Annotated in this window: 16 protein-coding genes; 9 read left to right on the top strand and 7 right to left on the bottom strand. The window is 37.3% G+C overall.

What is annotated here, in order from left to right; all coding sequences use genetic code 11:
- Nucleotides 1–20: 20 nt before the first annotated feature.
- The 3 genes from clpB to HND50_07950 all read right to left on the bottom strand — a co-directional run bounded on the left by clpB (nucleotide 21) and on the right by HND50_07950 (nucleotide 3,505).
- A complete protein-coding gene (gene clpB / locus HND50_07960; protein ID NOG45150.1) occupies nucleotides 21–2,636 on the bottom strand; it encodes an ATP-dependent chaperone ClpB in 2,616 nt (871 codons plus the stop codon).
- 168 nt (nucleotides 2,637–2,804) lie between these two features.
- Nucleotides 2,805–2,960 (bottom strand): twin-arginine translocase TatA/TatE family subunit, encoded by a 156-nt coding sequence (tatA, locus tag HND50_07955; protein NOG45149.1) that lies wholly within the window; start codon nucleotides 2,958–2,960, stop codon nucleotides 2,805–2,807.
- Between the two features lie 110 nt (nucleotides 2,961–3,070).
- Entirely contained in the window at nucleotides 3,071–3,505 is a 435-nt protein-coding gene (locus HND50_07950; protein ID NOG45148.1) for an Hsp20/alpha crystallin family protein, read from the bottom strand.
- 204 nt (nucleotides 3,506–3,709) lie between these two features.
- On the opposite strand from HND50_07950, the gene HND50_07945 reads away from it, so the two are divergent.
- The 5 genes from HND50_07945 to HND50_07925 all read left to right on the top strand — a co-directional run bounded on the left by HND50_07945 (nucleotide 3,710) and on the right by HND50_07925 (nucleotide 8,501).
- Nucleotides 3,710–5,047 (top strand): DUF1565 domain-containing protein, encoded by a 1,338-nt coding sequence (locus HND50_07945; GenBank protein ID NOG45147.1) that lies wholly within the window; start codon nucleotides 3,710–3,712, stop codon nucleotides 5,045–5,047.
- 143 nt (nucleotides 5,048–5,190) lie between these two features.
- Complete coding sequence (locus HND50_07940) at nucleotides 5,191–5,958, top strand: TIGR00266 family protein (GenBank protein NOG45146.1); 768 nt, start codon at nucleotides 5,191–5,193, stop codon at nucleotides 5,956–5,958.
- Nucleotides 5,959–6,006: 48 nt separating this feature from the next.
- Entirely contained in the window at nucleotides 6,007–6,456 is a 450-nt protein-coding gene (locus HND50_07935) for a DinB family protein (GenBank protein NOG45145.1), read from the top strand.
- Between the two features lie 78 nt (nucleotides 6,457–6,534).
- The gene (locus HND50_07930) at nucleotides 6,535–7,806 is read left to right on the top strand and encodes a hypothetical protein (GenBank protein NOG45144.1); all 1,272 of its coding nucleotides are present in this window, start codon (nucleotides 6,535–6,537) and stop codon (nucleotides 7,804–7,806) included.
- Nucleotides 7,803–8,501: a hypothetical protein gene (locus HND50_07925; protein NOG45143.1), complete on the top strand. Its 699-nt coding sequence runs from the start codon at nucleotides 7,803–7,805 to the stop codon at nucleotides 8,499–8,501. Before HND50_07930 ends, HND50_07925 begins: the two co-directional genes overlap by 4 nt.
- A gap of 2 nt (nucleotides 8,502–8,503) precedes the next feature.
- Here the strand turns inward: HND50_07925 and HND50_07920 are convergent, their stop codons facing one another.
- The 4 genes from HND50_07920 to HND50_07905 form a co-directional block, all read right to left on the bottom strand.
- Entirely contained in the window at nucleotides 8,504–8,965 is a 462-nt protein-coding gene (locus tag HND50_07920; GenBank protein ID NOG45142.1) for a DUF1456 family protein, read from the bottom strand.
- Between the two features lie 22 nt (nucleotides 8,966–8,987).
- Nucleotides 8,988–10,292 (bottom strand): amidohydrolase family protein, encoded by a 1,305-nt coding sequence (locus HND50_07915; GenBank protein NOG45141.1) that lies wholly within the window; start codon nucleotides 10,290–10,292, stop codon nucleotides 8,988–8,990.
- Nucleotides 10,292–13,357 carry an amidohydrolase family protein gene (locus tag HND50_07910; GenBank protein NOG45140.1) on the bottom strand — a complete coding sequence of 1,022 codons (3,066 nt, stop codon included), beginning with the start codon at nucleotides 13,355–13,357 and terminating at the stop codon, nucleotides 10,292–10,294. The genes HND50_07915 and HND50_07910 overlap by 1 nt, the downstream gene beginning before the upstream one ends.
- 88 nt (nucleotides 13,358–13,445) lie before the next feature.
- Nucleotides 13,446–14,468: a methyltransferase domain-containing protein gene (locus HND50_07905; GenBank protein ID NOG45139.1), complete on the bottom strand. Its 1,023-nt coding sequence runs from the start codon at nucleotides 14,466–14,468 to the stop codon at nucleotides 13,446–13,448.
- 80 nt (nucleotides 14,469–14,548) lie between these two features.
- Between HND50_07905 and HND50_07900 the strand changes: the two genes are divergently transcribed.
- The 4 genes from HND50_07900 (at nucleotide 14,549) to HND50_07885 (ending at nucleotide 18,121) form a co-directional block, all read left to right on the top strand.
- Entirely contained in the window at nucleotides 14,549–14,854 is a 306-nt protein-coding gene (locus HND50_07900; protein NOG45138.1) for a hypothetical protein, read from the top strand.
- A 113-nt stretch (nucleotides 14,855–14,967) separates the two neighbouring features.
- Nucleotides 14,968–15,306 carry an STAS domain-containing protein gene (locus HND50_07895; GenBank protein NOG45137.1) on the top strand — a complete coding sequence of 113 codons (339 nt, stop codon included), beginning with the start codon at nucleotides 14,968–14,970 and terminating at the stop codon, nucleotides 15,304–15,306.
- A gap of 120 nt (nucleotides 15,307–15,426) precedes the next feature.
- Nucleotides 15,427–17,172 (top strand): GAF domain-containing protein, encoded by a 1,746-nt coding sequence (locus tag HND50_07890; protein NOG45136.1) that lies wholly within the window; start codon nucleotides 15,427–15,429, stop codon nucleotides 17,170–17,172.
- Nucleotides 17,173–17,179: 7 nt separating this feature from the next.
- Nucleotides 17,180–18,121 (top strand): histone deacetylase, encoded by a 942-nt coding sequence (locus HND50_07885; protein NOG45135.1) that lies wholly within the window; start codon nucleotides 17,180–17,182, stop codon nucleotides 18,119–18,121.

The following is an 18,121-nucleotide window of genomic DNA, read 5'->3' as shown; positions in this document are numbered from 1 at the left end:
AATATATTTACGGATATAGCTTAATGCTTTATAAGTATTTTACCATCCCGCGCATCAATAATTACTTTCTCTCCACCCGCAATATTTCCGGCAATTATTTCTTTGGCTATATCGTTGATCAGCTCTTTTTGTATTAGACGTTTTAACGGCCTTGCGCCAAAAACCGGATCAAAGCCATGATCGGTCAGAAAATCAAGCGCCTCTTCCGATATTTCTACCAAAATCTGTTTTTGATTAAGTAGAGATTTAACATGTTCAAATTGAATTTTAACAATTTGCCGAATATCAGATTTATTTAGAGGATGGAAAACAATCACATCGTCAATGCGGTTTAAGAACTCCGGACGTAGTGATTTTTTCAGTATTTGTAAAACATTTTCTTTGATGTCTTCATAAATATTGTCTTGAATAGAACCATTATTTTCAGCAAGTCCGGCCGATCGGTCGCGGATATATTCTGCTCCCAAATTTGAAGTAATAATAATGATTGTATTTCGAAAACTTACGGTTCGTCCCTTATTATCTGTCAAACGGCCATCTTCTAGAACCTGCAGTAAAATATTAAAAACTTCAGGATGAGCTTTTTCAATTTCATCAAGAAGAACAACAGAATAAGGCTTTCGGCGAACTTGCTCAGTTAATTGTCCACCTTCTTCATATCCAACATATCCGGGTGGCGAACCAATCAATCGTGAAACAGAATGGCGTTCCATGTATTCAGACATATCAATGCGAACCATGTTTGATTCATCATCAAACAAAAACTCTGCTAAAGCACGGGCAAGCTCTGTTTTGCCAACACCGGTTGAGCCCATAAAAATAAATGATCCGAGCGGTTTACTTTCATCGCTTAGCCCAGCTCGTGACCGCCTGATTGCATTGGAAACTGCGGAGATGGCTTCTGGTTGGCCGACAACCCTTTGGCTTAGCCGATCTTCCATTTGCAACAGTTTTTCTTTTTCACCTTCCAGCATTTTTTGAACAGGTATTCCTGTCCATTTGGCAATTATTTGTGCGATGTCTTCATCTTCAACATCTTCTTTTAGCATTTTATGTGCAGATTGGGCTTGGATCAGCTTTTGATGCTGCTTTTTTATATCTTCTTCAGTTGCCGGTATTAAGCCATAACGCAGCTCTGCAACTTTATCAAGCTGGCCTTCACGCTCATAACGGTCCATCAGGTTTTTAAGGTCATCAATTTTGCTTTTCTGATTGTTAATTTTGGCAATAATCCCTTTTTCGGTTTTCCATTGCAAATGCAACTTGGAAGAAGATTCTTTTAGGTTGGCTACCTCTTTTTGTACATTGGCGAGACGTTCCCGGGATTTTTTATCTTTTTCTTTTTTTAACGCAACAGATTCAATTTCCAATTGTTTTATGCGCCGCAAAACATCATCCAGTTCCTCTGGCATGGAATTGATTTCAATCCTTAATCGTGATGCCGCTTCATCAATCAAATCAATGGCTTTGTCCGGTAAAAAACGGTCTGAGATATAACGATCGGATAAAACTGCGGCCGAAACTATAGCTGAATCCTTAATACGCACACCATGGTGAAGCTCATATTTTTCTTTTAATCCACGCAGGATTGAAATTGTATCATCTACAGTTGGCTGGTCAATCACAACCGGTTGAAAACGGCGTTCCAGTGCAGCGTCCTTCTCAATATATTTTCGGTATTCGTCTAAAGTCGTGGCACCTATCGTGTGTAATTCCCCTCGGGCCAAAGCAGGTTTTAACATATTGGAGGCATCCATCGCACCTTCTGAAGCGCCGGCGCCAACCAACGTATGAAGCTCATCAATAAAAAGAATAATTTTACCTTCAGCTTCAATTACTTCTTTAAGGACAGTTTTTAGGCGTTCTTCAAATTCTCCCCGGAATTTTGCCCCGGCAATTAATGCGCCTAAATCCAAAACAACAACTTTTTTGTCCTGTAGGTTTTCAGGCATATCGCCGGAAATAATTCTATGCGCGATGCCTTCAACAACGGCTGTTTTACCAACACCCGGTTCCCCAATCAGCACCGGGTTGTTTTTTGTACGGCGCGATAAGACCTGCATAACACGGCGGATTTCTTCATCACGTCCAATCACAGGATCTAATTTTCCTTTTAAGGCGAGTTCAGTTAAGTCACGTCCGTATTTTTCTAATGCCTGGTATTTTGCTTCAGGATTTTGATCAGTCACTCTCTGGTTTCCACGGATATCTTTTAAAGACATTAAAATATTGTTCCTTGTAATTCTGTTTTTATTGAGCAGTTTGGCAATATCGGATGAGCCATCGGATAAACTTAATAGTAAATGTTCGGTGCTGACAAATTCATCTTTTAATGATTCTGCTTCTTCTTCGGCTTTGGCAAAAACAGTGGAAATCTCTGGACTTAAATAGACCTGTTCAGTTGTATTGCCATGAACCCTCGGTATTTGATTTATTTTTTGGTTTAGTGAACTGTTGAAGGTTTCCAGGTCAACCGCGTATTTGTTAAAAACAGTATTCACGATTCCATTGGCATCTTCCAATAAAGCATATAAAAGATGTGCAGGAGAAATTTGCTGGTTTTCATTTTTTCGGGCAAACTTAGTTGCAGAAGAAACTGCTTCCTGAGCTTTGAGTGTATATTTTTCAAAATTCATTTTTTTCCCATTTCGTCAAAACATTCAATAGTGCAAAGTCAATTTACAATTAACTTGCATTCTTGATTTAAACTAAAGATTGATATTCTTCAAATAACGACAGAAAAAATAGATTTATAAAATAAAAAGGAGGGATTAAAGGAAATAAAGCGGGTACGTTTTAAATAATTATTCTTTCTTTTTCTCTTCTTCCTCATCCATTCCTTTTTTGAACTGTTTAATACTGGAGCCAAGCCCTTTTGCCAAATCGGGTAATTTTTTTGCGCCAAAAAGTAGAACGATGATAAAAGCAATTATTAGTATTTCTGTTGTTCCAAAATTCATAAAATCCTCAATAAATGTGTTTTGTAATGAATCTACTTTTCAAATCATTGAAGATCAAGAATATAAAGCGACCTTCGAAGCTAAAGAATTCCACGAAGGCCGCAGAGTTGTTATTTAATGTTTACTTCAATACCTGGTTCTTTATCCTCTTCTTCTTTTGGCAGCGTTACGGATAAAAGCCCATTTTCAAAAACTGCATCAATTTCATCTGCTTTTATCAACATCGGTATTTCAATACCACGGGCAATTTTACCAAATTTCCGTTCATTCTTATAATAAACCGCTTGTTCTGCTTCTTCTTTTTTATCACCTGTAATGTATAATTTTTCATTTTTATAAGTGACTTTTACATCCTCTTTAGAGAGGCCGGCAAGCTCATATCGAACAATATACTCACCTGCTTTATCTTCAATACTAACTTTTGGAGAAACATCTCCTTTATCCAGTTCATCATCAGAACCACCAAAAAACTCTTCAAACAGGCGGTCAAAATCACCTTTAAAATTTATCATTCTACGCTTTGGTCCAAATCTTTGAAATGTCATAACTTTTCTCCAGTTGTTGAAAGTTGCTTTTATTACTTCAATGATTATGCCAACCGTTTTTTTGTGACTTATACGCAGGTTTTTAAAAATCAGCAAGTCAGATTGCCAGAAAATCCTGCCCATTTGCCAAACGAATTCAATCTTGTTAGAATGAGTTTTTTATTTTAGTTTCTCTTTACCTGCTAACAAATTGGTTATTAAAAAATGACAAAGTTTTTTTTACTGCTGTTTCTTATTTCCAACCTTCTATTTGCCGGGGAGTATTTTGTTGATGGCAAAAAAGGAAATGATTCTAACAACGGCTCCCGTCAAGCACCGTTTAAAACTATTTCTGAAGCACTGGATCAGGCGGATCAACCCGGCGATATTGTCAATATTTTGAGTGGGAAATATAATGAAGCGATTCACACGGAAAATGATGGTTTGCCGGCCAAGCCAATCGTGATACAGTCTTTTAAAAATAATGTGGTACAAGTTATAAGCGGAGGCAAAGCCCTTAAAATAAATAATGAGCACATTGTTGTTAAAAATATTTTGTTTGACGGCGCTTGGGATGAAAGCCCTGTGTGTGATATTAATGAGGGGAATGTCAGTATAATTGGTTGTGAGTTTAAAAATTCAAAACGAGATATTGTTACCATCGCTTCAGTGGAAAATGTCTTAATCGAAAATTGTAAAATACATCATGGATTTAGTTGGTATGCGAAAACAAAAAAAGAGCCGCATGGCATCAGCACCGCCGGTGTTAAAAACCTTACAATAAGGAATTGTGAAATTTTTCAGATCACCGGTGACTGCATCCAAATTTCTCCATCACGCTCGGATTGGGACAACGTTTTAATTGAAGGGTGTACATTTTGGGTTGAGCCTATTTCTGCAAATCAAAGCGCTGAGGCCGGATTGCCCAATGATGCTATTGGTAAAATAATGGCGGAAAATGCAATAGACCTTAAAGCCGATAAAGAGGATAATCCAAAGGCCCACAATATAAAAATCAAAAACTGTTCGGCTTATGGATTTCATTCAACACGTATAAAAAATGCAGCAGCTTTTAATATTAAAAATCCGGTTACCTGCACGTTGGATGGAATTAAATCTTGGGATAATGAAATTGCCATGCGGCTAAGGTTTCCTGCAGAAGTGATAGTAATTAATTCACTTTTTTATGAGAACAAAATTGCAATTCGGTTCGAAGATGACATGAAAAAACTGCATCTTTTAAATAATACTTTTGGTAGCGGTATAAAAAAACATTTGAGAAAGGTCGGGAAATTGCCAGGCGACTTTCGAGTTGAGAACAATCTTTTTACCGGCAAAAAGATGCCCAAAATTTTTTCAAAAGAAATTACACAATTTAATCTTGCGATCCATCCTAATAAAGTGAACAGCTTTTTTGTAAATCCGTCAGAACATGATTATCATTTAAAAAATGGCTCGCCCGCGATTGATTCTGCAAAAGATATTAATTTTATTAAAACTGATATCGACGGAAAAAAGCGTCCCCAAAATGGGATTTTTGATTTTGGAGCTTATGAGTTTTAAAACGAATTATTGGAATAATGGAATGATGCTAACAATCTGTACTTGTACATTTTTCCAGTAATCTGTTTCTCCAACCTTTTGATTGGATATAACAAAAATGAATAGAATAAAATTAGGAAAAATAAAAATTTTTGGAGGGTTTTATGGCAGATGTAATTGATTACCGCATTATCGGTGATGACATGCAAATAGTAGAGATTGAACTTGATCCGGGTGAAGGTGTTCGCGCTGAAGCAGGTGCAATGATGTACATGGAAAAAGATATTGAGATGCAAACCGATACAGGCGGTGGTATGTTTAGTGGATTTAAAAGAATGTTTACCGGGGAAAGTTTTTTTATTACAACATTCCTGTTTAATGGAAGCGGAAAAGGCCATGTAGCTTTTAGTGCACCTTATCCGGGAAAAATTATTCCGGTTTATTTGGCTGACTTTGGGAAGAATTTTATCTGCCAGAAAGATGCGTTTTTGTGTGCAGCCAGTGGGACCGAGATTGAAATTTCATTTACAAAAAAATTAGGTGCGGGGTTATTTGGCGGCGAAGGATTTATTCTACAACGCTTAAGTGGTGATGGAATGGCCTTTATCCATGCCGGTGGAACGATAATTGAAAAATATCTTGAGCAAGGTGAAACGTTGCGTGTCGATACGGGTTGCCTGGTTGGCATGGCGCCAACCGTTGATTATGATATCCAGTTTATTGGTGGATTTAAAAATGCCCTTTTTGGTGGCGAGGGATTATTTTTGGCATCGCTTTCCGGGCCGGGAACTGTGTTTCTGCAAAGCTTGCCTTTTTCTCGTTTGGCTGATCGTATTGCGGCGGCATCAAATTATGGTGGTAAAGGAGAACAAAAAGGTGTTGCCGGTTTAGGCGGTGGCATTTTAGGTAATATTGTTAGTGGTGACAGATAATCAGGTTGCGGGATTTGAAACTTAAATGAGTCAAAAGAAGGAGCTTTCATGGCCACGATAATTGAATCATTAAAATCATTATTTGAGCGTGACTTAAAGCGCTTAAAAAAACAAGTTGAGCTTTATAGTGATGAAAGTGCACTCTGGATTGTTGACAAAGAAATCAACAACTCTGCAGGGAATTTGTGCCTGCATTTGTTTGGTAACCTGCAATATTTTATTGGCAATGTACTTGGGGACAGCGGCTACATCCGGGATAGAGAAAAAGAGTTTTCTGTAAAAAACATTTCACGTATAGACCTGCTTAGTAAACTACAAACAACCCAGGATGTAGTTAAACAAACGCTGTCCGGCCTGACAGAAAAAGATCTTGAAAAAATATATCCTGAACAGGTTTTAGGTTACGAAATGACAACAGCTTTTTTTCTTATCCATCTAAATGGGCATCTTAATTATCATTTAGGGCAAATCAATTATCACCGGCGGCTTCTTGGGTAAGTATTTCTTTTTATCTGGAATATTGCAATTCCGTTAGTTATATTATGGAAACTTAGAACATTTCCATATGAGGTTAACATGAAAAAGAGTACCTTTTTATTAACAATTCTGTTTTTTGTACCATTTATTCTTTTCTCGCAAGGACCTGGAAGCACTGCTGTTCCATTTGTTCAAATTGGCCCTTCACCAGGTCTTGGTGCATATATGGGAGCAAACACGGTTTTACCTTCGGATGACACGTTTGGGTTTTATTATAACCCGGCACAGTTGGGGGTTTTTAGTCGTGATAATAATTTCTCAACGCAATTTTACCCACAAAAAATGAACTGGCTGCCAGGTTTCGATTTTGATGATTTATATTTACAAAGCCAAGCTTTTGCAGGCGGATACATTTTTGAAGATGTCTACGAAGATATTGATCTAAATGTTGGGCTTGGATATATGCACACATTGCTTGACCTTGGTGAAAATGTTTATACAGATGATGGTGGCTTTACATTGGGGGCATTTAACTCTCATGAAATGTACGATGCTTATTCAGTAGGTTTTGGTTTTGAATATTTTGCCCACTTTTCATTTGGTTATACGTACAAAAAAATAAACTCAAACCCTGCGCCGCATAAAATTACAGTGGATAGGGAGATTGATGATGAAAGAGCAGATGCAAACGCTCATGATTTTGGATTTATGGTGGATTTACCGATTTTAAAGAATCATCTACAAAATATTGATAAAGCTGTATTACTAGATGAAAACACTAGTCTTTTCTCTAATGCTTATCTGGGGTATGCTACCACAAATATTGGAGACATGATTAGCTATGGTGATCCGGAACAAGCTGATCCTTTGCCACGAACAGCTAAATTTGGTCTTGGTTTTTCTTTTGGACTTATGTCTGAGTTTAATAACATTCCCTTAGAATTTATTGAGTTTGAGGTGGCCCGCGAAGCACAAGACATTCTCGTAAAAAGAAATGGTGTCGATGCGTCATATCAAAATGGGTTTGGTGATATAGATTTGGGAAAGCACATGTATCAGGGAAATTCGGATGAAGAAGTTCAGGTTAATACATCTGTTCGCATAAACCTTTTTGAAACAGCATCTTTTGGAATTCACAAAATGAAAGGCCCTGGTTTTCCTCAATATGTTCACTATTCGGCAATGACATTTTCAACACGCGGAATTTTTAAATTTATAAATAGCGATTATCAGGATGACTTTTTAAATATTGTTTTGTCTCATGTTGATTTACGCTATTCTCAAGGGGATATCAATGTTCCTAAAGAACACCCGTTACATGGAACAAAATACAAAGGCATTTCACTAACCTTACATGGATTATTTGAATGAATATAAAGCATAAACTTCCGGAATATTTTCTTGAATTTATAATAATTGTTTTTGGGATTTCTCTTTCATTTATGTTAAACGAATGGCGCAAAGAAAGAGATAACAATAAAGCCGAAATCGAAGCTTTGCAAGCCATCCATGATGACCTTGTGGTGGATTCCACAACAATTTTTAATGAGGCAAAAACAATACAAGATTATTCCGGATATTACCGGTATTTTCTTCAAAACGTTAACAACAAAAAGGCCAACCCGGATTCAATCAAAAATGCGCTTAATTATTTTGCCAACTACTCAACTTTTGAAATCCGCAATGTTCACTTCCAACAATTGCAGGCAACAGGGCAGTTAAAGCTCATATCAAATAAAAAGGTGTTAACGGAAATTATTAACATTTATGCAAATCAATACAGCCACATTAAAGAATACATCCATATAGACCGCACTATGATTTTAGAGCACGTTATGCCTTATATGATGAAAGAGGCGCCGATCTCATTAATTAGCATTTATAACAAGAAGAATTTGCTTCAATCGAAGGAGTTTAAAAAATTAATAAAAGATTCAGCCTTTACGAATTTGTTTGTTGTAAACATCGGTTTTAAATCTCAAATCCAAGCAAGATATAAAACTCTCTCTACGCTGATCCGAAAGACATTGACCGAAATAAATGCTGAGCTGGAAAGATTGAAATAAAACTATTCTTTACGATATTTAAGTTGCACACCCTTTAAAAAATTTCGTAGGATTTGATCTTTGCATTCCCTGAAATGCTTATGTCCCGGTTTACGGAAAAAGGCACTCAACTCATGTTTGCTCATTTTTAAGTTGGCTAAATCCATAATTGCCAAAACATCTTCTGCTTTCAAATCCAACGCAATTTTAAGTTTTCTAAAAATGATATTGTTATTCAGCCGTTTCTCCGGTTCGGGTTGCGGCCCTTCTTTTTTGCCACGCTTTTCATTAATTAGACCATTTAAAAAAGTAGCCATGGTTATATCATTGCAGGCCAGATAATCGGGATCATCATCTTTTTTTAACCAGCTGCTGATTTGGGCTCTGGTAACATCATGGTTCGCGGCTTTAAATATTGCAATCATTTTCGGATCGCTAAAATCGAAGCTGTAACGGATCCGGCGTAAAACATCATTGTTAGTCATTTTGGGTTTCTCTTTTCCAATGTTATTTCCGTGCTTTATATTTGCGATATAGCCGCTTATGTTTATTATCTAAATCTACTTTTCGGCCATCAATAAACATCATTTCAATATTGTTGGATTGCATATCCAAAAGATCACCGCTGCTCACAATAAGGGTGGCATTTTTACCAACTTCAAGAGAGCCGATTTTATCGTCCACACCTAATATTTCTGCCGGCCACAGTGTAATCGCTTTTAGCGCATCTGCTTTATCTAAGCCATGGGCTACAGCTGTCCCTGCATAAAAAGGAAGGTTGAATAAAGCCCATGTAACGCGTGTAGTTTTAGCAATACAAAATTTTACACCTGCTTCCCGCAACAAAGCCGGGTGTTTAAATCCTATATCATAATCTTCGTCTTCGCGCTGGGGTAATGTATGTGTTTGGCGCAAAATAACCGGAATATTATTTTCTTTTAACAAGCCGGTCATTTTCCAGGCATCCATCCCGCTAAGCAAAATCATTTTAAGATTATGACGCTTGCAAAAATTAACTGCCGCCTCTATTTGTTTGTACTCGTTAGCTGAAATAATCAATGGCATTTTCTTATCCAAAACATCTGTCATCGATTCAAAACGAATATCAATTTTTGTTTCAGGATTTGATTTGCGGGCCTCATAATAAACTTTGGCTTGCTCAAAGTAATCATCTATTTCTTTAAGAGATTTATCAATATTTTCTTGCTGTTTTGCCGGTGAATCTTTTATCCAGGAGGCTGTTCGGATCGTCATCCCCGGCCAGTTTAAAATCATCCCGGCATTTTTTAAAATAGTGGCATCTTCACGGTTCCATGCATCCAGATTTAGTACGGATGATATCCCGGAAATTCGCCCACTCATTGGCGCAATTAATGCAGTGGTTATCCCGTTGGAACGTACAGTTGGCGTAACTTCAGAATCTGGATTGTAGGCAATATCGGCACGGGCATTGGGGTTATAGGAGCCAGCCTCAGAATAATCACGTGTAGCACGAACAGCAGGAATTTCCATTAGCCCAAGTTGGGAATATGCAGCGATAATACCGGGATAGACATGTTTTCCGTTTAGGTCATGAACTTCTGAGCCTTGCAGGATTTTCAGATCATTTTCCCCGACAGCAGTTATTTTGCCATCATTAAAAATGATTGTGCCATTTTCGATTATTTCACCGGATACAGTAAAGATTTTGGCATTGGTTAAAGCAATCGGTTTGTCCTGTTTTTTGCCGGGAATCAGATCATTAGCAAACAAACTGAATACAGAAATAAATACTATTAAAAAAGAAAACCTAAGATATTTTTGAATTTTCATTATTCAAGCCCTCCAATATAATCCGTCAAATCATCACATTTGTAATCCTCTTTTGGAGGCTTTTGTCTTTGGCCATTTCCTTTTGAATTGCCGTTATCTTTTCCTGAAAGAAGTGCTTTTTTAATCAGGGCAGTGCGTTGATCTTTAATCTGTTTCCGAAGCAATTTGTCTTCTTCAACGTCAAAATATTTACGGCCTTCAATCCAGGTTTGCACAACACTGGCATATATTGAAAGAGGATCATCGTTCCAGATTACAAAATCTGCTTCTTTACCAATTTCCAGGCTGCCGGTATGCTTATCTATTTTTAACTGACGCGCAGGATTTATTGTAACAAGCTTTATTGCCTCTTCTTTTGAAAGACCGCCGTACTTGATTGCTTTTGCAGCTTCCTGGTTTAAACGTCGGGCCATTTCTGCATCATCAGAATTTACTGAAGAAACAACACCATTATTGGCCATCAAGGCTGTGTTGTATGGCATGGCTTCATAAACTTCAAATTTATAGTTCCACCAATCGGCAAAAGTAGAAGCCATGGCACCGTGTTCAGCCATCTCTTTGGCCACTTTATATCCTTCGAGAATATGTGTAAAAGTAGCAACCCGGAAATCAAATTCTTCTGCCAGGCGCATTAGCATTAATATTTCACTTTGAACATAAGAATGGCAGTGGATAAATCGTTCGCTATTTAAAATTTCTAAAACCGTATCCAGTTCAAGATTACGTCGCGGTGGCACGGTTTGCTTCTTTTTTGATGATGAAAGTTTTTCATATGCCATCATTTCTTTTTCATAATCTCTGGCCCTTTGAAAAGTGTCCCACATTATTTCACGCACACCCATCCGGGTTTGTGGATAGCGTGAATTATAATTGTCGCCCCAGTTGGATTGTTTAACATTTTCTCCCAAAGCGAATTTAATGGAAGGCGGAGCATGTTTATATTTTAACCCGTCAGCATTTGCACCCCATCGCAATTTAATAACCTGCGCCTGCCCGCCAATCGGATTTGCTGAACCGTGTAAAAGTTGTGAGGTTGTAACTCCTCCGGCAAGTTGACGGTAAATGTGAATATTGTCTGGATTCAAAACATCACCAATTCGTACTTCAGCTGTAACGGCTTCGGATCCTTCGTTTACACCACGGCTAATGGCAATATGCGAATGTTCGTCAATTATGCCTGGTGTGATGTGCAACCCGGTTCCATCAATTTTCAAGGCGCTGTTTGGAATGGATAAGCCTTTCCCTATTTTCAAAACTTTTCCATTCATGAAAATAATATCACTGTTTTCCAATGTTCCTTTTTCTCCGGCAGTCCAGATTGTGGCATTGGTTATTGCAACAGTTTTGGTGACAGCAGGAATCGATTTCCTTCCGTAAGCTTTGTTGGGAAAAGTAGTTTCAAATGAAGCTAATTTATTTTTTTTACTCCCCTTTTTCTTTTTTTCTTTTTCATTAAAAGGATCAATCTTTTTCCCGGTCCATGAAATTTGTTCTCCTTTTGCATTTACTGATTTGCCGGAAAGGTTTTCAGCGGTCACCCGACCAGTAAAACGAAGTGGGGCATTAATACTTAGAGTGTCACTTGTAATGTTAAAAACTATGCGGCTGCCTTTTATGCTAAAACCGCTGCTTTTTAGTTTTAAACTGTCAATCTGAAAGGATGCTTTTGGTGATGCAATTTTTCCTTCTATAGATAACGTAATATCATTTTCAAAACCTGTACTTTTCAGTAGCCATTTACCACGAACATCATTTTCCGGTGGCTGATTAATTTCATACCGTTTTCCCTCAACAACTACAGTTTGTATAGTTGCATTCTCTTCAAATATATCCTTATCCGAAATAATAAAGCTGGCAGATTTGCCTTTTTCCAAAGAACCGGCTAATTGAGAAATGCCGGCAATTTTTGCAGGTACAATTGTAAGTGCAGCGAGGGCGGTTTTTTTATCCAACCCTCTGTTTACAGCCTGTCTGACATTTTTTAAGAATGCTTTTTTATCTTTTAATCCATTTGTGGTAAAAGCAAAATGGATTCCGGCTTTGGCTAACCGGGCTGCATTTTCAGGAGCAGTATCCCAATGTTTAAGTTCACCAAGGGTGATATCCGCATCGAAGTCGGCTGAGGTTAAAAATGGTTTTGCGGGAAAGTTGACTGGAACAATTAAAGTGGCTTTTAATTTTTTAATATCGTCTAGTCGTTTATACTCGTCTCCACCACTTTTGTAAATAAATTTCAATCCAAACTCATCAGCGATTTTCGAGGCGCGCATCAGATCAAGATAATTTGATACCCCGAAAACTACCGGTTGTTTTTTATTAACGACATTTGCCAGTGTCTGAAGAGAAATATTTTTCTCCGGTCTTTGCTGGTTTGGGTTAGAGTCAAAAGCACTCCAGGCATTTTGATACCATTTTGCATCATATAAAGTTTGCCGGATCAAAGCAATTGAACCCATAAGAGATGAAGGGTTGTCCTGCACGGATGTTCCTTTTGAGAAGGACATAAACTGAGCACTATTATCATTTAGGATAAGATTGTTGGCTAAACCTTGTCCCAGTGAAACAACAGCAGCAGAGCCCTGGAACAACCCATCGATTCCGTTTGTCTGTACAAATGTGAACCCGGATTTTCGCCATTCTTCTGCTTTTTTTGCATTGGCATTAAATTCATTTGCTGCTGACCTCTGTGGTTTCACAGCCGCATTCCAATGGATCATCCCGGTTCTCGAAATAGTCGGTTTTGGTTTTCTTTCCCGCTTTCCTTTTTTTAATTCCTGGACACCATAACGGGTGTATGGCTCGATGAAACCCGGATAAATAAAGCCGCCTTTGGTATCAATAATCTGCGAGCCTTTTGGTGGTTTTAAATTATCGCCCACAGCAACAATTGTTTTACCATCCAGTATAAGTGTGTTGGAAACTTTTGATAGTCCCGGGTTGCTAATCCGGGCATTCATATAAACAACTAAATCTGGAGTGTTGGAAGATAAGCCGGATTGAGGTGTCGTTTGAGCAAATAAAAAGGTAGCTAAAATAATCAGGAAAAAAAAGACAAGTCTTAACATTTACATTCCTTTCAATTTTAAGAAGTAAATTTTTAGAGGCTGTATAATTGATATTGAGAACCCTGGAAGATATAAAATACAAAGAGCATTACCCGGCTTTTCGTTCAATACTCACCAAGATATAATTTTTGTCTTTTGTAAAAATATCAGGATTTACAATATCTAAATTATCTTCGATTTTGTGATCAAGTGCAGCGATTGTTTCTTCTAGTAAATAATGCTTCCCGGGATGTTTTCTTTCAAGCTTTGCAACAATGAACTCAAAAATAGGCTTTCCTATTTCATTACCCCACATATAAATATAATCCAGGGTCGGCCGGATATTTGCAGTAATGTCTTGTTTGTATACAATCTCAAGATTATTGTCTTCAAGCTTTTGTACAAAATCATTCCAGTAGTGGCCAGATTTCTCATGAGCTTCATCAGTTCGAAAATAATCTACCACAATCCAGCGGCCACCAGGTTTTAATAGCGTAAGAACCTTTTCAATCGCTTTATTAAGCCCCATATATTGCAAAGACTCCGAGTGAACAATCGTGCTGAAAAATTGTTCGTACTCTGAAACCGGCATCTTCTGAAATTTTGCATGAATCAATGTGGCTTGAGGATATTTTTCAGAGATGTAGTTAACCTGAACGCGATCTGGAGTAACACCGGTTGTTGGTATGTTTTTTTCGAGAAGGAGTCCAATCAGTCCGCCCATTCCGCAACCCACATCTAATATATCATCTTTGATATTTGAAATCTGATCCAGAATCAATTCAGCGTAGCGGATTTGTGCATGGCGAATATCATTCAGTGAAATATCTCCGGCTGACTTCTTTGGGTCATCGAAATAACCGTAATGTAAAAATCCTGTATTGAGAATTTTATCATACAGTTTAAGTTGTGGGTCTTCAGCAGAGCGGGCTACTTTTTTTCTTCTTTTTTTCGCTGTGAAAGCCTTCCATAAATGGGGAGGCCACAAAAGTTTTTTTATAAATGATTTCAACATAGGATAGGTAAAATGAGTAAAGGTTTTGGATTGATTAGAAAAACCAGATATGCCAAGATAAATAAAATCTTCAATAATAAAAAAAATATGAATATGGTTCTGGACATAATAATTCAAAATCCATCAAGTTTCTTTTGACAATGACGAAACAATTTGATAAATTTATCAGCTATTTTAACAACAACCCGGAGAATTGAATGGCGATTCAAACGCTTGATTTAAGAAAAATGCACAAAAAAAATATTAATATTTATGAAGCGTGTTTATTGATATCAGCACGTGCCCGCCAAATTAATTCCGTTCGTCTTGAAGAGAAAAAAGAAAATGAAATCCTGAATGATATGGATATGTATGATGAAGCTGATGTTTACGATCGTGAATTGATGGAAGATATGAAATTTGAAAAAGAAATAAATCCAACCGTTATTGCACAAGATGAATTTTTCGATAGTAAAATTCATGCCTACTACCCTGAAAAAGAAGAAAGTTCAAACAACGAGTAAGCAGAACAGTAAAGAGTCAAACATAATTATAACTTAAAAAATTTGACTCAATCTATATTTTATTATATGTTTTTTCATTGCTTTTAAAAGAGTCCATACTTGGGGAGATTTCAATGAAGATTAAAGAAAAAATCGAGAATCATGTAGCGATACTTACTTTGTCCGGTAAAATGATGGGTGGCCCCGAGACACAAGAAGTGCATGAACATATAAAAGGATTGATTTCTGATGGAATCAAAAAAGTAGTTATCGATCTTGGGGACGTTAAATGGATGAACAGTTCCGGGATGGGCGTTTTAATGGCCAGTATGACAACCTTAAAAAATTCGGATGGAAAGCTTGCCTTGGCACGGGTTACAGAAAAAGTACAAAGTTTACTTATAATAACTCAGCTCATAAAAGTTTTTGATAGCTATGAAACGGTTGAGCGGGCAGTATCGAATATAGAATAAGAAAATAAAAAAAATCTTAAAAGGGGTTAGGTATAATTTACCTGATCCCTTTTTTTGTTTTAGGCATATGATACAGTATATTTTATCGGCCACTTAAAGAATAATTCGGGAAGTAAATCCATGGACGAACATAAATTATCGATTTCTGAACTAGAAAAGCAATTCAATAGAAAATCCGTTGAGATGAAATCCATCCAGCAAATTGGGCGGGCTTTAAGTTCTGAATTAAGGATTGAACGTTTACTTATGCTGGTAATCCAGGAAGTTAACAACTTGATGGATTCTGAGCGGGGGACATTTTATATCGTTGACAAGGAAAAAGGCGAACTTTGGTCCAAAGTAGCACAAGACGCAGAAATATTGGAAATCCGCCTGAAAATTGGAGTTGGCATTGCAGGCCATGTGGCTAAAACCGGAGATGTTATTAACATTCCAGATGCTTATAAAGACGATCGGTTTAACCCGGCGATTGATAAGAAAACAGGTTTTAAAACAAGATCGATTTTGTGCATGCCTATTTTTGAGGCATCAAAAGATGCAGAAAAAGAAAAAAATATTATTGGTGTACTTCAGATATTAAACAAACGTGAAGGTGTTTTTGAAGAAGAAGACGAGGAATTGCTAGCAAGTATGGCTTCTCAAATTGCTATCGCCATCAATAATTCAAATTTATATTCCAAGCTTGAAAAGAAAGTAAATGAACTGGACTTGCTTTTTGATATTGAACGAGAGTTAAATAAAGCCTATGACCTGAACGAACTACTCAATATCTTAATTGAAAAAATTACAGAGACCATTGTTGTAGAAGCAGCGCTGATAACCTTACGCGACCGCAAAACAAATGAATACTCTAAACGCGTTGTTAAAAATATAGACTCAGAAAAAGCCAACAGCCTTCATTTTTCCGGAAATACAGGTATTGTTGGAAAGGTTGTTCAAAGTGGCGAACTCTATTTTTCAAACGATGTTAAGAATGATAAGCTTTTTAGTGAAGAGTTTTCAAAAAAATTAGGTGTTGATATTAAACATTTGGTATGTGTTCCTTTAAAGATTAATGATGAAGTTATCGGTATTTTAGAGGTTTACAACAAATCAACTGAAAATGATTATTTTAGCTCGGCGGACATTCGTCTTCTTTCATCACTTAGCGGCCAGATTTCCCGCGCCATTGAAACATTTCAGTTAAAAGAAGAAAAAATCAAAGCAGACCGTTTGTCTTCCATAGGAAATATGATGAGTACAATAGTGCATGATTTACGCACACCGATGGGTAACATTTATGGCTTCGTTGATCTGCTGCAGGATGAAGATGATGCTGAAACACGTAAAGAATATTCTGAAATCATAACTCAGCAAATTAAGTTTTTAACGAACATGACCACCGATGTATTGGACTTTGCAAAAGGAAAATCCAGTATTTTGCCAGTCAAATGCGCAGTTAATAAAATACTTGAAGAGTTTCAGAAATTTTTTGAAGGCGATGTTAAGAAAAAAGGATTTGAGTTTGAAACAGCCTGTAATACTGCAAGTATGATTTATGTTGACCCGGAAAAAATACAGCGCATTTTTATGAATATTATGAAAAATGGACTTGAAGCCATGGAGCCTGGTGGAAAATTTTCTATTACGGCCAATAAAGAAAAAAACGACGTTGTGTTCCTTCTTTCCGATACAGGTGCGGGTATTCCGGACGAGATTAAACAAACTTTGTTTGATTCTTTTGTAACAAGCGGTAAAAAAGGCGGAACAGGTCTTGGTTTGGCTATTGTAAAGAAACTTATTGAAGAACAAAAGGGTCGCATTGAAGTTGAGTCTGAGGTAAATAAGGGCACTACATTCAAAATCTATTTTCCAAGATTAAGTTAATTTCCTAATGAACACAATTGGCTATATTTCGGATCCCATTTTTCTTGAACACAATCCGGGAGAGTTTCACCCGGAAAGAGCCGACCGATTACGGGCCATTGAATCTCATTTAAAAAAATCAGGAATTTGGACCCGGCTTTCACACTTCTCACCACCTCCGGCAACTAAAAATCAACTTTGTCTTGCCCATAACAAAAATCTGGTAGAATACAATCTTGCCCAAAACGGTATAGAAAATTTTGTTATTGATGGTGACACCATCTTAAGTGAACAATCAATAAGCGCGGCTTTAAAAGCTGTTGGTGCCGGCATACACGCCGTGGATTTAGTTTTTAAGGAAAAGAGTCATTCCAGAATTTTTACCGCCGTTCGCCCACCAGGCCATCATGCAGAGAAAAACCGATCTATGGGATTTTGCATTTTTAATAACATTGCCATTGCCGCCGCTTATGCCATTGAAAAAAAGTATATTAAAAGTGCCTTGATTATTGATTGGGATGTTCACCACGGAAACGGGACACAGGATATTTTTTATAATCGTGATGATGTGTTTTACTTGAGTTTGCATCAGTCTCCACTTTTTCCCGGGACAGGGTTTTCGAATGAAACAGGAGCTGATGAAGGTGTAGGTTACACGCTCAATATTCCTTTAGATTCCAGCCAGGATGATGGGACGTATTGTAAAATTCTTTCGGACGCGTTATCTAAAATTGGAAAAGTTTTTTCGCCGGATTTAGTTTTTATTTCAGCAGGATTTGATGCGCATGTTTCAGATCCAATCGGCGGCATGAATGTTAGCAGTGATGGGTTTGCACAAATGACAAAGATAATAACCGCGTTTGCAAATGATCATTGTGATGGGAAAATTATTTCAATGCTGGAAGGTGGATATGATTTAAATGGCCTTGCAGAAAGCGTGACCGAACATTTAATGGTTTTAAACCAATAA

The sequence above is a fragment of the Calditrichota bacterium genome, from assembly GCA_013112635.1.
GTDB lineage: Bacteria > Calditrichota > Calditrichia > Calditrichales > J004 > JABFGF01.
This window is presented reverse-complemented; position numbering and strand designations above follow the sequence as displayed.